A 13,400-nucleotide genomic window follows, 5' to 3' on the forward strand; every position below is an offset into this window, starting at 1 on the left:
CCGGACCTTGGCGGGCGGCATTCGCGGACAGGCTTGCCCCTGCAGGATAGAGTCTAGTCGCCTGCCGGGATGAGCGATTCCAGGCTGCGCAGTGGGTGTTGGTCGGTAGCCGCCGGGTCGGTGAACGGGCGGGCGGTCTGCAGCCAGGCCTGGTGTGCGGCATCCAGCTCCTCGCCGCGCACCGACAGCAGCATGATCGCCTCCGGCGCGATGCCGATCTCGTCGGCCAGACGGCGGTAGCTGCCGGCATCGCGGCGACCGCCGATGCGGGTGTCGAACAGCCCGGTCAGACGCTGCTCCACCTCCGGATACGGGCCGTGACGCAGCCAGTCGCGCTGGACCGGGGCCGGGCTCGCACCAAAGCTGTACAGGGCCACGCCGGCATCGTCCAGCGCCATCAGGGCGCGGGCCGTGTCGTCCGACAGCTCAGGGCGCAGCATCGAGGCCTCCAGGGCGTCGGCCCAGATCAGCCCCTGTAGCTGGCGCAGGGGCGTGATGTCCTGTCCGCCGCGAATCCAGGCGCGGATCTGCGCGAGCAGCCCGTCGACGTCCAGCTCGCGGCCGGAATAGGCGAGGATATCCGCGAGCACGCGTTGCACCGCGGTACTCTCCGCGTGGCGCTCGAGAAAGCCCGGCAAGGCCTCCAGGGAATAGGGCTCGAGCGTGTCGCGCAGTACGCCGGGCGGCGCCAGCACCCCCTCGAACGCGAGGATCAGGGCCTGGGGCGCGGGATTCGGTGACATGTTCATCGGCTCATCTGGTGTGCAAGCGTCTCGCACTGGAACATGAATTCGAAGGCCTCGACCCGGTGCAGTGCCAGCTCCACGCTCGCGCCCCAGGTATAGAGGCCGTGGCCGCCGATCAGGAACCCGGCGAGATTCGGCTCGCGGGTCATGGCGGCGTCGACCCGCGCGGCCAGTTGCTGTACGTCGGGGTCGTTCGCGAACACGGGCAGGTCCAGGCCCCGGGCGGGATTGTTCACGCCGGGCAGTTCGCGCAGGACCTCGTAGTCGCGCAGGGCAAGCGTGCCGGGGAACTGGCGCGACAGTACGGTCGCATGTACGGAATGCGTGTGCAGCACGGCGCCCAGCTGGGCATCGTGGCGGTACATGATGATGTGCAGGAAGGTCTCCGGGGCCGGCTCTTCGCTGCCGGCGACCACGTGGCCGTCGAGATCGACCACCAGGAAGTCGTGGCGGTCGAGAAAGCTCTTCTCGCGATTGGGCGCGGTGACGGCGATATGCCGGTCGTCCAGGCGCGCGGAGAAGTGGCCGGTGCGCGCGGGCAGCCAGCCGCGCGCCGAGAGATCGCGGCCTGCTTCGGCCAGCAGGCGTACCTGCGCCAGGAATTCGGGGCTTTGGTCCATGCGTCCGGGTATCGACAAAAGAGCGGCAGCTTACGCGAGCCGTGGGTGCAAATCCATGACGCGGGCGGCCTATTTGACCCGCATCCCGGCTTGGGCGCCGTCGTCCGGGTTCAGGATGTACAGCTCCGAGCCGCCGGGCCCGGCCGCCAGGACCATGCCCTCGGATACGCCAAAGCGCATCTTGCGCGGCGCGAGGTTGGCGACCATCACAGTGTGCCGGCCGACCAGGTCCTCCGGCGCGTAGGCCGACTTGATCCCGGCAAACACCTGGCGCGTCTCCGAGCCGATATCGAGGGTGAGCTTCAGCAGCTTGTCGGCACCTTCCACGTGCTCGGCACTGGCGATGCGGGCGATGCGCAGGTCCACCTTTGCAAAGGTGTCGAAGTCGATGGTCTCGGCGATGGGGTCCACGTCGGGCTCCGCTTCGGGGTTGGGGCTGGGCGTTTGCGCGGTCGCGGCCAGGGTGGCCTTCGAGGCCTCCAGCAGCTTGTCGACGGTCTCGCCTTCGATGCGGGTCATCAGCGGCTTGAACTTCTCGATCGAGCGCCCGACCAGCGGCGCGCGCGTGTCCCAGGCCAGGCTGTCCAGCCGGAGGAAGGCCGCAGCGTCGGCCGCCAGTCGCGGCAGCACCGGGGCGAGGTAGACGATCAGGATGCGGAACAGGTCCAGGCCCTGGGTGGAGATGGCCTGTACCTCGGCCTCGCGGCCTTCCTGTTTCGCCAGCACCCAGGGCTGGGCCTCGTCGATGTACTGGTTGGCCTGATCGGCCAGCGCCATGATGCGGCGGATGGCCTGGGCGTATTCGCGGTTCTCGAACGCGGCCGCGATGGCGTCGCCCTCGGCGACGAAGGCCTCGTGCAGGTCCGGACGTGGCAGCTCGGCCGCCAGCTCGCCGTTCGAGCGCTTGGTAATGAAGCCGGCGCAGCGGCTGGCGATGTTGACCAGCTTGCCGACCAGATCGGAGTTCACACGCTGGACGAAGTCGTCCAGGTTGAGGTCGAGGTCGTCGACCCCGGCACCCAGCTTGGCGGCGAGGTAGTAGCGCAGGGATTCGGGGTTCAGGTGGTCCAGGTAGTCGCGCGCGCGGATGAAGGTCCCGCGCGATTTGGACATCTTCTGCCCGTTGACGGTCAGGAAGCCGTGGCAGAACACCGCGCTGGGCGTGCGAAAGCCCGCGCCGTGCAGCATCGCCGGCCAGAACAGCGTATGGAAATACGCGATGTCCTTGCCGATGAAGTGATACAGCTCGGCATCGGAATCCGCGCCCCACCAGGCATCAAAGTTCAGGCCCTGCTTCTCGGCGTAGGCGCGAAAGCTCGCCATGTAGCCGATCGGCGCGTCCAGCCAGACGTAGAAGTACTTGCCCGGGGCGTCGGGGATCTCGAAGCCGAAGTAGGGGGCATCGCGCGAGATGTCCCAGTCGGTCAGGCCCGCATCGAACCACTCGTCGAGCTTGTTGCGGATCGCGTCCTGCAGGCGGCCGGAGCCGGTCCATTCGCGCAGGAAGGCCTCGAAGTCGCCGAGTTTGAAGAAGTAGTGCTCGGACTGGCGCGACTCGGGACGGGCGCCGCTGATCGCGGAAACCGGGTCTTTCAGGTCCAGCGGGCTGTAGGTGGCTCCGCAGGCCTCGCAGGAATCGCCGTACTGCTCCTCGGCGCCGCAGTTGGGGCAGGTGCCCTTGATGAAGCGGTCGGGCAGGAACATCCCGGCCTCGGGGTCGTAGGCCTGGTCGATGGTGCGCGTCTCGATGTGCCCGGCGTCGCGTAGCGCGGTGTAGATGTGGGCGGCCAGTTCGCGGTTTTCGTCCGAGTGGGTCGAGTGGTAGTGGTCGAAATCCACCAGGAACTCGCTGAAGTCGGCCTCGTGCTCCTGGCGTACGCGCGTGATCAACGCTTCGGGTTCGATGCCCTCGGCGCGGGCCTTCAGCATGATCGGCGTGCCGTGGGCGTCATCCGCGCAGACGTAGATCACCTCGTGGCCGCGCGCACGCTGGAAGCGCACCCAGATATCGGTCTGGATGTACTCGACCAGGTGCCCCAGATGGATCGGCCCGTTGGCGTAGGGCAGGGCGCTGGTGACCAGGATCTTGCGCGGCGTGTCAGTCATCGTCGGACTCGTGCGTCGGTAGCGGCGGGCGGTGGCATGCAGGGGCGCTATTGTCGGGGCTGCCAGCCGGGTTGTCGAGGCGTGGAAAAGTCCGTCACGGGCTTTTCCACAGAAGCTGTGGATAACTCTGTGGGCAACCCAGTGGAATTCATCGTCAGGCCTTGTCACGCAAGGGCCTTGTACAGATTGGTCAAAAAACGTTCAATTTGTTTTTATGACGAAAAAACAAATACATGAAGGTTCTTTGTGTAGTGCTTTCGGTGTTTTGGCTGCTATCTGGGGCGTTTTCAGGGGCAGCGAAGATTCATGTGTATAAAAGTCGCGAATAGGGGTTGACAGATCATCTGTGGCGCCTCTTGCGGCATGGGTAAAGGGCTGGCGTGTGGTGGTGCCATTGGCGTGCTGATTGCGGCCCAGTAGAATCGCGCGATCACTCCCAACTGCCGGATGGAACGAACGCCATGGCCGAACTCTCGCGCGAGCAGATCGAAAACGCCCTGAAGACCGTTCAGGACAAGTACCTGGAGCAGGACTTGGTGGCCGCCGGTGCGGTCAAGGACATCCGTGTGGAGGGCGCACGGGCGGCCATCACCCTCGAGATGGGCTACTCCGCGAGCGGCTATCACGACGAGCTGCGCGCCGCGATCCAGGGGGCGCTGGCCGGCGTCGCCGGGCTGGAGTCCTCCGAAGTGACGATCACCACCAGGGTGACCGCCCACGCGGTGCAGAAGAGCCTGAAGCCGATGCCCGGCATCAAGAACATCATCGCTGTGGCCTCCGGCAAGGGCGGGGTGGGCAAGTCCACCACCGCGGTCAACCTGGCCTTGGGCCTGGCGGCCGAAGGCGCGCAGGTCGGCATCCTGGATGCGGATATCTATGGCCCCAGCCAGCCGCGCATGCTGGGCATCAAGGACCGCCCGGAGTCGAAAGACGGCAAGTCCATGGAGCCGCTGGAACGCCACGGCGTGCAGGCGATGTCCATCGGCTTCCTGATCGACGAGGACACGCCGATGATCTGGCGTGGCCCGATGGTCACCCAGGCCCTTGAGCAGCTGCTGAACGAGACCAACTGGAAGGATCTCGACTACCTGGTGATCGACCTGCCGCCGGGCACCGGCGACATCCAGCTGACCCTGTCGCAGAAGATCCCGGTCTCCGGCGCGGTGATCGTCACCACCCCGCAGGACATCGCACTTCTGGATGCGCGCAAGGGCCTGCGCATGTTCGAGAAAGTGGAGGTGCCGGTACTGGGCATCATCGAGAACATGAGCATTCATATCTGCTCGAGCTGTGGCCACGAGGAGCACATCTTCGGCCAGGGCGGTGCCCAGGGCATGGCCGAAGAGTATGGCGTGGACATGCTCGGCGCGCTGCCGCTGGATATTCGCATTCGCGAGCAGGCCGATGGTGGTGAACCGACCGTGATCGCCGATCCGGACGGCCGCATCACAGAGATCTATCGCGAGATCGCCCGCCGCACCGGCGCCAAGCTCGCGGAGCAGGCGAAGGACTACAGCAGCAAATTCCCCAATATCGTCATCCAGAACAACTGATCCGGCGATCACAACCAGGGACAGGGCAGATGAGCATCAAGTCGGACCGCTGGATCCGGGAGATGGCCGAGACGAAGGGCATGATCGAGCCCTTCGAGCCCGGTCAGGTCCGCTATCGCGACGAGCAGCGCATCGTCTCCTACGGCACGTCCAGCTATGGCTATGACGTGCGCTGCTCGGAGCACTTCAAGATCTTCACCAACATCAACTCGAGCATCGTCGACCCCAAGGGCTTCGACGAGGGCAGCTTTGTGGACGTGCATTCCGATGTCTGCATCATCCCGCCCAACTCGTTTGCGCTGGCGCATACCGTCGAGTACTTCCGCATCCCGCGTGACGTGCTGACCATCTGCCTCGGCAAATCGACCTACGCGCGCTGCGGCATCATCGTGAACGTGACCCCGCTGGAACCCGAGTGGGAAGGCCACGTGACCCTGGAGTTCTCCAACACCACGCCGCTGCCAGCCAAGATCTACGCCAACGAGGGTGTGGCGCAGATGCTGTTCCTGCAGTCCGACGAGGTCTGCGAGACGTCCTACAAGGATCGCGGCGGCAAGTATCAGGGCCAGCGCGGCGTAACACTGCCCCGTACCTGACGCACTCACCCTTCTACCCAGGAGGCCGCCATGCGCATCGTGATCGCGCTGGGCGGAAACGCCCTGCTGCAACGCGGCGAGACGCCGTCGGCCGAGGCCCAGCGGCGCAACGCCCGTGCCGCGGCGCGGGCTGTCGCCGCAGTCGCAAACTTGCACGAGGTCGTTGTGACCCACGGCAATGGCCCGCAGGTGGGCCTGCTCGCCAGCCAGGCGGAGGCCGACTCCATCCACTGGCCACTGGATGTGGTCGGCGCCGAGAGCCACGGGATGATCGGCTACATCCTTGCGCAGGAACTGCACAACGCCCTGGGCCATGACCGGGTTGCCAGCCTCCTGACGCAGACCGAGGTCGACCCGGACGATCCGGCGTTCGCCCGCCCCGAGAAATTCATCGGCCCGGTCTGGGGTGAATCCCGGGCGCGTGCACTGGCCGAGGCACGCGGCTGGGATATCGCCCGCGACGGTGACGGCTGGCGGCGCGTGGTGGCCTCGCCGGAGCCGCAGAAGGTGCTGGGCGTGGAGGCCGTACGGACCCTGGTCGACGGCGGGTCCCTCGCGATCTGTGCGGGCGGCGGCGGTGTGCCGGTCGCGCGAGACGCTGAGGGAAGGCTGTACGGTATCGAGGCGGTGGTGGACAAGGACCTGACCGCCGCACGCCTCGCAGTGGAACTGGGCGCGGACTGGCTGTTGATGCTGACGGACGTCGACGGCGTCTACTGGAACTGGGGCGAGCCTGACGCCACGCGCTTGAAGGCATTGCTGGTGAGCGCGGTCGACCCCGCGTCGTTCCCGGCCGGTTCGATGGGCCCGAAGATGGAGGCCGCGCGGCGCGTCGCGGAATACGGTGCCCGTGCCGGGATCGGGGCGCTCGAGGACGCTGCCGCGATTATTGCGGGGCGGGCCGGGACGCGGATACTGCCGGTGGGGATGTCGTAGGGTCCGGGCCCGCGCGGGAATCAGCGTCTCGCCGTGGTGGATTGTTGCCAAGCCATTGGCGCCACGGCAAGCTCGCCAGTTCACGCCCCTGTCTTGCAAGGAAGAACACTATGTACCGCCATGCCCGAATCACTGGATTCCTCGTTCTGTCGGTTGCCGCCACGCTTGTGCTGGCCGGTTGCGGAGGCGAGGAAGAAGAGGTGAACCCGCCGCAAGGGCTGGAACAGCAGATGGCGCCGCAGGACATGTCCAGCGACGATGCCCGCCGCCCGACCAATCCCGGTCTGCCCGCGGCGGACGTGAAGAAGTCGGACGACTGAAGCCGGCTGTCTGCACAATGCTGGGCCGCCTCCCGGGATGGCTTTTCCGCACCCCGGTGCTGGGAAAAATCGTCATTTCATATTAGGATGTTGGGCTATTTTGATTCCTGCTGGGTGATCCCGTCACGATCACGCACGAGCCCTTAGGTAAGGAAGTCGACCACCATGTCCGAGACCTCAAGTTCCTCCACCGCCATCACCGGCGCCGAAATCTTCTGCCGCAGCCTGCAGGCCGAGGGTGTCGATGTCGTATTCGGGTATCCCGGCGGGGCGGTACTGCACATCTATGATGCGCTGTATCGCCAGGACAAAGTCTCGCACGTACTGGTGCGTCACGAGCAGGGTGCGGTGCACGCGGCCGAGGGCTATGCCAAGTCCTCCGACAAGCCGGGTGTCGCGCTGGTCACCTCCGGCCCCGGTGCGACCAATGCGATTACCGGGATCGCCGATGCCTACATGGATTCGGTGCCGCTGGTGGTGTTCACCGGCCAGGTGCCGACCAGCCTGATCGGCAACGATGCCTTCCAGGAAGTGGATACCGTGGGGATTACCCGCCCCTGCGTGAAGCACAACTTCCTGGTCAAGGACGTGAAGGACCTGGCGACCACGATCAAGAAGGCCTTCTACGTGGCGACCACCGGCCGCCCCGGCCCCGTGGTCGTGGATATCCCGAAGGATGTGACCGCGGCGAGCTGCGAGTTCGAATATCCCGAGTCCATCCACATGCGCTCGTACAACCCGACCTTTGGCGGCTATACAGGCCAGATCGACAAGGCGGTGGACCTGATCCTGTCGGCGAAGCAGCCGATGATCTACACCGGTGGGGGCGTGATCCTGGGCAGGGGTTCCGAGGCACTGACCGAGTTCACCCGCAAGCTGGGCTACCCGATCACCAACACCCTGATGGGGCTGGGTGGCTATCCGGCGTCGGACAAGCAGTTCCTCGGCATGCTGGGCATGCACGGGACCTACGAGGCCAACATGGCTATGCACCACGCCGACGTGCTGATTGCGATCGGCGCGCGCTTCGACGACCGCGTGACCGGCAACATCGAGAAGTTCTGCCCGCACGCGAAGATCGTGCATGTCGATGTCGACCCATCCTCGATTTCCAAGAACGTGAAGGTCGACGTGCCCATCGTTGGCGAGGTGGAGCCGGTGCTGCGCGAGCTGATCAAGGCGCTGGACGCCGCCAACGCGAAGCCGGACCCAGCGGCGCTGGATGCCTGGTGGAAGCAGATCCGCGAGTGGCAGTCGCAGGACTGCCTGAAATACGACCGCGAGTCCGAACTGATCAAGCCGCAGTACGTGGTGCAGAAGTTCTGGGAGCTGACGCAGGGCGATGCCTTCGTGACCTCCGACGTCGGCCAGCACCAGATGTGGGCCGCGCAGTTCTACGGCTTCGACAAGCCCAACCGCTGGATCAACTCGGGTGGCCTGGGGACGATGGGCGTGGGCCTGCCGTTTGCGATGGGCGTGCAGTTCGCGCACCCGGACGCGACGGTCGGCTGCATCACCGGCGAGGCCAGCATCCAGATGTGCATCCAGGAGCTGTCGACCTGCTACCAGTACCAGCTCCCGATCAAGATCCTGAACCTGAACAACCGCTACCTGGGCATGGTCCGGCAGTGGCAGGAATTCTTCTACCAGGGCCGTTACGCGATGTCCTACATGGACGCGCTGCCGGACTTCGTGAAGCTGGCCGAGGCGTATGGCCATGTGGGCATGCGTATCGACAAGCCGGGCGACGTCGAGGGCGCGATCAAGGAGGCCCTCGCGCAGAAGGAGCGCCTGGTGTTCCTGGACTTCCTCACCGACCAGTCCGAGAACGTCTATCCGATGATCCCGGCCGGCGCCGGCCAGAACGAAATGATCCTGGTCTGAACCGGGTACAGGGAAGAGCCGTATGCGTCATATCATCAGTGTCCTGCTGGAAAACGAATCCGGTGCCCTCTCAAGGGTGGCCGGCCTGTTCTCCGCGCGTGGCTACAACATCGAATCGCTGACCGTCGCGCCGACCGACGACCCGTCGCTGTCGCGCATGACCATCGTCACCAGTGGCTCCGACGAGATCGTCGAGCAGATCACCAAGCAGCTGAACAAGCTGGTCGACGTGATCAAGCTGCTGGACATGACCGCGCATCCGCACATCGAGCGCGAGATGGCTCTGGTCAAGGTACGCGTCGGCGAGGCCGCCGACCGTGAAGAGGTCAAGCGCCTGACCGATATCTTCCGCGGTCGCATCATCGACGTGACCCAACAGACCTACGTGATCGAGATCACCGGCGAGGGCTCCAAGCTGGATGCCTTCCTCGAGGCTGTCTCGCCGTTCCCGGTGCTGGAAGTCGTGCGCTCGGGCGTGATGGGCATCGCCCGCGGCGACGTCGCGCTGCAGCTGTAATCGTCTTCGTTTTCGTCCGTGCCGGCCAGGCACGGACTTTTTATTCGTCATCGGCCCCCTGGCGGGGCCTGTTGCCAAGGAAATGACTGCCATGAATCTGTATTACGACAAAGACGCCGACCTCTCCATCATCCAGGGCATGAAGGTCGCGATCATCGGCTACGGCTCGCAGGGCCACGCCCATGCGAACAACCTGAAGGATTCCGGTGTGGACGTGACCGTGGGCCTGCGCGACGGCTCCGCCTCGCGCGCCAAGGCCGAAGAAGCTGGCCTGAAGGTCGCCGATGTCGACGCCGCGACCGCCGGCGCCGACCTGATCATGGTGCTGGCCCCGGACGAATACCAGGCCGCCCTGTACCGCGACGTGCTGGAGCCGAACCTGAAGGAGGGTGCGACCCTGGCGTTTGCCCACGGCTTCGCGATCCACTACAACCAGATCGTGCCGCGCAAGGACCTGGACGTGATCATGATCGCGCCGAAGGCCCCGGGCCACACCGTGCGCTCCGAGTTCGTGCGTGGCGGCGGCATCCCTGACCTGATCGCGATCCAGCAGGACGCCTCCGGCAAGGCCCGTGACATCGCGATGTCCTACGCCTCCGCGATCGGCGGCGGCCGCACCGGCATCATCGAGACCACCTTCAAGGACGAGACCGAGACCGACCTGTTCGGCGAACAGGCCGTGCTCTGCGGCGGTGCGGTGGAACTGGTCAAGGCCGGCTTCGAGACCCTGACCGAGGCCGGCTACGCCCCGGAGATGGCCTACTTCGAGTGCCTGCACGAGCTCAAGCTGATCGTCGACCTGATGTACGAGGGTGGCATCGCCAACATGAACTACTCGATCTCCAACAATGCCGAGTACGGCGAGTACGTGACCGGCCCGCAGGTGATCAACGAGGAGTCGCGCTGGGCGATGCGCGAGGCGCTGAAGAACATCCAGAACGGCGAGTACGCCAAGCAGTTCATCCTGGAAGGCGCGATGAATTACCCGTCGATGACCGCCAACCGCCGCCTGAACGCGGCCCACGAGATCGAGCAGGTGGGCGAACGCCTGCGTGCGATGATGCCGTGGATCAAGGCCAACCAGCTGGTCGACAAGTCCCGCAACTGATCCGTCGGGGCGACCCGGGGCACAGACCCCGGGTCGCGCACCCGCACCCCCTCCGAGAACCCCATGCTGTTTCCGCTTGCCCCCGAAGGCCGTCTGTTCGTGATCATCTCCGCCTGGATGGCGGTGATCTCGCTGCTAGTCGGGGAGGCGGAGCTGGGCCTGTTCATGGTGCTGTTGACCGTGGCGCTGATGGGGCTTTTCCGCGACCTTCGGCGCAAGGCGGCGGCCCCCGCGCTGGGCGTGATTGCCCCGGCCGATGGCACGGTGGAGGCGATCGACGAGACGACCGATCCGTTCACGGGCAAGTCAGCCCTGCGGATCCGCATTCGTCAGCGACGCCTGGGGGAATACAACGTCCATGCCCCGCAGGAATCGAAGGTGGTGGAGCGGGTCTGGCCGGGTAAGGAGACGGATAGCCCGCCGGACGGGCAGCTCGATCACCGCCTGGCATTTGCGCTGGCGACCGACGAGGGCACGCGCCTGACGCTCGCGTTGTCGGTCAATCACTGGCCGCGCATGATCCGCCTGCAGAATGTGGTGCCCGGGAATCGACTCGGGCGCGGCAAACGCATGGGTTTTGCCGGGTTCGGTGCTACCTTCGAGGTCTGGCTGCCGGCCGGGTCGCAGGTCATGGCCCAGGTCGGCCAGAAGGTGCTGGCGGGCTCCACCGTGATCGGTGGGCTGCCGGAGGCCAGTGGCGACGAGGAAGCGACCGTGGAGGTGCTGGAGTGACGCCGGATGACGAGAGATCAAGCGATATCGACGAGATGAACGGGGCCGACGAGCGGCACGAGGGCCGTTCCCGGCGTCGCCGCGGGATCTTTCTGCTGCCCAACCTGTTCACGACCGGGGTGCTGTTCTCCGGCTTCTTCGCGATTGTCTCCGCGATCAATGGCGAATTTACGACCGCCGCGATCGCGGTGTTCGTGGCCATGGTCCTGGATACCCTGGATGGCCGCGTGGCGCGCATGACGGACACGCAAAGCGAGTTCGGCGCGCAGTATGACTCGCTCTCCGACCTGGTCTCCTTCGGCGTGGCCCCGGCCCTCGTCGTGTACCTGTGGCAGCTGCAGGATCTGGGCAATCTCGGCTGGGTGGCGGCCTTCTTCTTTGCCACGGCCGCGGCATTGCGTCTCGCGCGCTTCAACAGCCGACTGGCCGTGGTCGACAAACGTTTCTTCCAGGGGCTGCCGAGCCCTGCCGCCGCCGCGCTGGTGGTGGGGATGGTCTGGGTGCTCGAGGATCTTGGCATTCCGGCGGATCTGGCCGATCCGTACGTGGTGGCGATCCTGATCGTGACGGTTCTGGCGGGTGCGGCGATGGTCAGCAATCTGACCTACTTCAGCTTCAAGGACATGGACTTCAAGCATCGGGTGCCCTTCCTGGCGATCGTCGGGGTGGTGGGCGCACTGATGCTGCTGGCGCTGGATCCGCCCAAGGTCCTTTGGGCGGGCTTCGTGATTTACGCCCTGTCCGGACCCCTGCTGACGCTGGAGCGCTGGCGCCGTCACCGTCGCCGTACGCCCTCGGGAGATTGAGGCGTGGACCTGTCGGCGCGCAAACGCCGTATCCTGGCCGATATGGGGATCCCCGTTTGGCGTGCCCGGGACGGCGCCTTTCCTGGCGTGCCGGCCGCAGCCCCGACCGTCGAGCCTCCCACTGCCCCGCTAATGCCCGAGGCCGCGTCGGCTCAAGCGACCAGTGCACCCCCCGAGACACCCGAGATACCCGAGCCGCTCGTGTCCCCCGCGAGCGGGCCGCTGGAAGTCGAAGTTGCGGCTCTGGACTGGCCCGAGCTCGAAGCCCGTGTGCGCGACTGCACGGCCTGCGCCGAACTGGCGGCCCAGCGTACGCAGACCGTGTTTGGCGTGGGCGACCGCCGTGCCCGGTGGCTGTTCGTGGGCGAGGCACCCGGGGTCGAGGAAGACCGCCGAGGCGAACCGTTTGTCGGGCGTGCCGGCCAGTTGCTGGACAGCATGCTCGCCGCGCTGGGACTCGATCGACGGCAGGATGTCTTTATCGCGAATGTCCTCAAGTGTCGTCCGCCGAACAACCGCGACCCCAGTCCGGAGGAATCCCGGGCCTGCCGTGGCTTCCTGGACCGGCAGATCGCACTGGTGCAGCCGGAGGTGATCGTGGCGCTGGGGCGTGTCGCCGCCCAGCAACTGCTGGAGACCGACCAGCCGCTGGGATCCCTGCGGGGCAGCCTGCACCGGTATCGTGAGGTCCCGCTGGTCGTGACCTATCATCCGGCCTACCTTTTGCGGAAGCCGCAGGACAAGGCCAGGGCCTGGCAGGATCTGCAGCGCGCGCGGGCCTGTCTGACGAGTGCGCCCGGAGGGTAACCCTGCAGACTGTAGGTGTTAGGGAACGCAGCGAACGCGGACTCGCCTATATGTTCAGCCCAGGTAATAAACTCAGGAGATCCAGCCCGACGCCATGAGTGCCGAGCCGCAAGTACAACCCCGGATGCGCCGCATGCTGGCCGAGGATGTCGAGTGTGTGATGGGCATCGAGCGCGAGGCGTATCACTATCCGTGGACCGCGCGCATCTTCGAGGACTGCATCCGGGTCGGATACGACTGCTGGGTGCTGGAGGTGGATGAACGCCAGGTGGGACACGCCGTGCTGACCGTGGCGGCCGGCGAGGCGCATCTTCTGAATCTGACCGTGGACCGACGCTGGCAGGGCTACGGGCTGGGTCGCTTCATGCTGCGCCGCCTGCTCGACTATGCCTGCGACCAGAGGGCCGAGGCCCTGCTTCTGGAGGTGCGTCCCTCCAATGTCGCGGCGGTCCAGCTTTATCGTTCGGAGGGCTTCGAGCACATCGGCACCCGGCCGCGCTACTACCCGTTGCACAGCGGCCGCGAGGATGCCTGGGTGCTGAGTTGCCGTTGCGACGCCCCGGCCGGGGCGTGACGCGACACAGTGTGACGTCCGCCACGTTTTTTCGGCGTTCGGAGGGCGTTTTGCGGCCAGCGGTTCTCGTACCCGTGGACGGGTTTTGCGCGCGG

14 protein-coding genes are annotated in these 13,400 nt (G+C 65.8%); 11 read left to right on the forward strand and 3 right to left on the reverse strand.

The annotated features are described in order from the left end of the window. Nucleotides 1-53: 53 nt before the first annotated feature. The 3 genes from G015_RS0108105 to metG form a co-directional block, all read right to left on the reverse strand. Nucleotides 54-749, reverse strand: a complete 696-nt coding sequence (locus G015_RS0108105) for a hypothetical protein (protein ID WP_018174133.1) — start codon at nucleotides 747-749, stop codon at nucleotides 54-56. Further along, a complete protein-coding gene (gene mtnB / locus G015_RS0108110) occupies nucleotides 746-1,366 on the reverse strand; it encodes a methylthioribulose 1-phosphate dehydratase (protein ID WP_020146447.1) in 621 nt (206 codons plus the stop codon). Before mtnB ends, G015_RS0108105 begins: the two co-directional genes overlap by 4 nt. A 69-nt stretch (nucleotides 1,367-1,435) precedes the next feature. Next, nucleotides 1,436-3,472: a methionine--tRNA ligase gene (metG, locus tag G015_RS0108115; RefSeq protein WP_020146448.1), complete on the reverse strand. Its 2,037-nt coding sequence runs from the start codon at nucleotides 3,470-3,472 to the stop codon at nucleotides 1,436-1,438. 461 nt (nucleotides 3,473-3,933) lie between these two features. Between metG and apbC the strand changes: the two genes are divergently transcribed. The 11 genes from apbC (at nucleotide 3,934) to rimI (ending at nucleotide 13,305) form a co-directional block, all read left to right on the forward strand. Next, nucleotides 3,934-5,025, forward strand: coding sequence for an iron-sulfur cluster carrier protein ApbC (apbC, locus tag G015_RS0108120; protein ID WP_018138389.1), 1,092 nt, complete (start codon nucleotides 3,934-3,936; stop codon nucleotides 5,023-5,025). A 29-nt stretch (nucleotides 5,026-5,054) separates the two neighbouring features. Then, nucleotides 5,055-5,621: a dCTP deaminase gene (gene dcd / locus G015_RS0108125; protein WP_018138390.1), complete on the forward strand. Its 567-nt coding sequence runs from the start codon at nucleotides 5,055-5,057 to the stop codon at nucleotides 5,619-5,621. Nucleotides 5,622-5,651: 30 nt separating this feature from the next. Then, a complete protein-coding gene (locus G015_RS0108130; RefSeq protein WP_020146449.1) occupies nucleotides 5,652-6,557 on the forward strand; it encodes a carbamate kinase in 906 nt (301 codons plus the stop codon). A gap of 110 nt (nucleotides 6,558-6,667) precedes the next feature. Continuing rightward, complete coding sequence (locus tag G015_RS0108135) at nucleotides 6,668-6,877, forward strand: fimbrillin family protein (protein WP_018138392.1); 210 nt, start codon at nucleotides 6,668-6,670, stop codon at nucleotides 6,875-6,877. A gap of 165 nt (nucleotides 6,878-7,042) precedes the next feature. Continuing rightward, complete coding sequence (ilvB, locus tag G015_RS0108140) at nucleotides 7,043-8,761, forward strand: biosynthetic-type acetolactate synthase large subunit (RefSeq protein ID WP_018138393.1); 1,719 nt, start codon at nucleotides 7,043-7,045, stop codon at nucleotides 8,759-8,761. A 22-nt stretch (nucleotides 8,762-8,783) separates the two neighbouring features. Then, nucleotides 8,784-9,278: an acetolactate synthase small subunit gene (gene ilvN / locus G015_RS0108145; protein ID WP_018138394.1), complete on the forward strand. Its 495-nt coding sequence runs from the start codon at nucleotides 8,784-8,786 to the stop codon at nucleotides 9,276-9,278. A 91-nt stretch (nucleotides 9,279-9,369) separates the two neighbouring features. Next, nucleotides 9,370-10,386 (forward strand): ketol-acid reductoisomerase, encoded by a 1,017-nt coding sequence (ilvC, locus tag G015_RS0108150; protein ID WP_018138395.1) that lies wholly within the window; start codon nucleotides 9,370-9,372, stop codon nucleotides 10,384-10,386. A 63-nt stretch (nucleotides 10,387-10,449) separates the two neighbouring features. Then, nucleotides 10,450-11,118 carry a phosphatidylserine decarboxylase gene (locus G015_RS0108155; protein WP_018138396.1) on the forward strand — a complete coding sequence of 223 codons (669 nt, stop codon included), beginning with the start codon at nucleotides 10,450-10,452 and terminating at the stop codon, nucleotides 11,116-11,118. Continuing rightward, nucleotides 11,115-11,924, forward strand: a complete 810-nt coding sequence (pssA, locus tag G015_RS0108160) for a CDP-diacylglycerol--serine O-phosphatidyltransferase (protein ID WP_018138397.1) — start codon at nucleotides 11,115-11,117, stop codon at nucleotides 11,922-11,924. Before G015_RS0108155 ends, pssA begins: the two co-directional genes overlap by 4 nt. 3 nt (nucleotides 11,925-11,927) lie before the next feature. Further along, entirely contained in the window at nucleotides 11,928-12,731 is an 804-nt protein-coding gene (locus G015_RS13625) for a uracil-DNA glycosylase family protein (RefSeq protein ID WP_026296445.1), read from the forward strand. A gap of 94 nt (nucleotides 12,732-12,825) precedes the next feature. Beyond that, the gene (gene rimI / locus G015_RS0108170) at nucleotides 12,826-13,305 is read left to right on the forward strand and encodes a ribosomal protein S18-alanine N-acetyltransferase (RefSeq protein WP_026182202.1); all 480 of its coding nucleotides are present in this window, start codon (nucleotides 12,826-12,828) and stop codon (nucleotides 13,303-13,305) included. Nucleotides 13,306-13,400 lie beyond the last annotated feature (95 nt).

It is taken from the genome of Thioalkalivibrio sp. ALJ15 (genome assembly GCF_000383695.1).
Classification (GTDB): domain Bacteria; phylum Pseudomonadota; class Gammaproteobacteria; order Ectothiorhodospirales; family Ectothiorhodospiraceae; genus Thioalkalivibrio.

Excerpts from the sequence above, each read along its gene's own strand:
- G015_RS0108105 (WP_018174133.1), bottom strand. The coding sequence starts at position 749 with ATGAACATGTCACCGAATCCCGCGCCCCAGGCCCTGATCCTCGCGTTC.
- mtnB (WP_020146447.1), bottom strand. The coding sequence starts at position 1,366 with ATGGACCAAAGCCCCGAATTCCTGGCGCAGGTACGCCTGCTGGCCGAA.
- metG (WP_020146448.1), bottom strand. The coding sequence starts at position 3,472 with ATGACTGACACGCCGCGCAAGATCCTGGTCACCAGCGCCCTGCCCTAC.
- apbC (WP_018138389.1), top strand. The coding sequence starts at position 3,934 with ATGGCCGAACTCTCGCGCGAGCAGATCGAAAACGCCCTGAAGACCGTT.
- dcd (WP_018138390.1), top strand. The coding sequence starts at position 5,055 with ATGAGCATCAAGTCGGACCGCTGGATCCGGGAGATGGCCGAGACGAAG.
- G015_RS0108130 (WP_020146449.1), top strand. The coding sequence starts at position 5,652 with ATGCGCATCGTGATCGCGCTGGGCGGAAACGCCCTGCTGCAACGCGGC.
- G015_RS0108135 (WP_018138392.1), top strand. The coding sequence starts at position 6,668 with ATGTACCGCCATGCCCGAATCACTGGATTCCTCGTTCTGTCGGTTGCC.
- ilvB (WP_018138393.1), top strand. The coding sequence starts at position 7,043 with ATGTCCGAGACCTCAAGTTCCTCCACCGCCATCACCGGCGCCGAAATC.
- ilvN (WP_018138394.1), top strand. The coding sequence starts at position 8,784 with ATGCGTCATATCATCAGTGTCCTGCTGGAAAACGAATCCGGTGCCCTC.
- ilvC (WP_018138395.1), top strand. The coding sequence starts at position 9,370 with ATGAATCTGTATTACGACAAAGACGCCGACCTCTCCATCATCCAGGGC.
- G015_RS0108155 (WP_018138396.1), top strand. The coding sequence starts at position 10,450 with ATGCTGTTTCCGCTTGCCCCCGAAGGCCGTCTGTTCGTGATCATCTCC.
- rimI (WP_026182202.1), top strand. The coding sequence starts at position 12,826 with ATGAGTGCCGAGCCGCAAGTACAACCCCGGATGCGCCGCATGCTGGCC.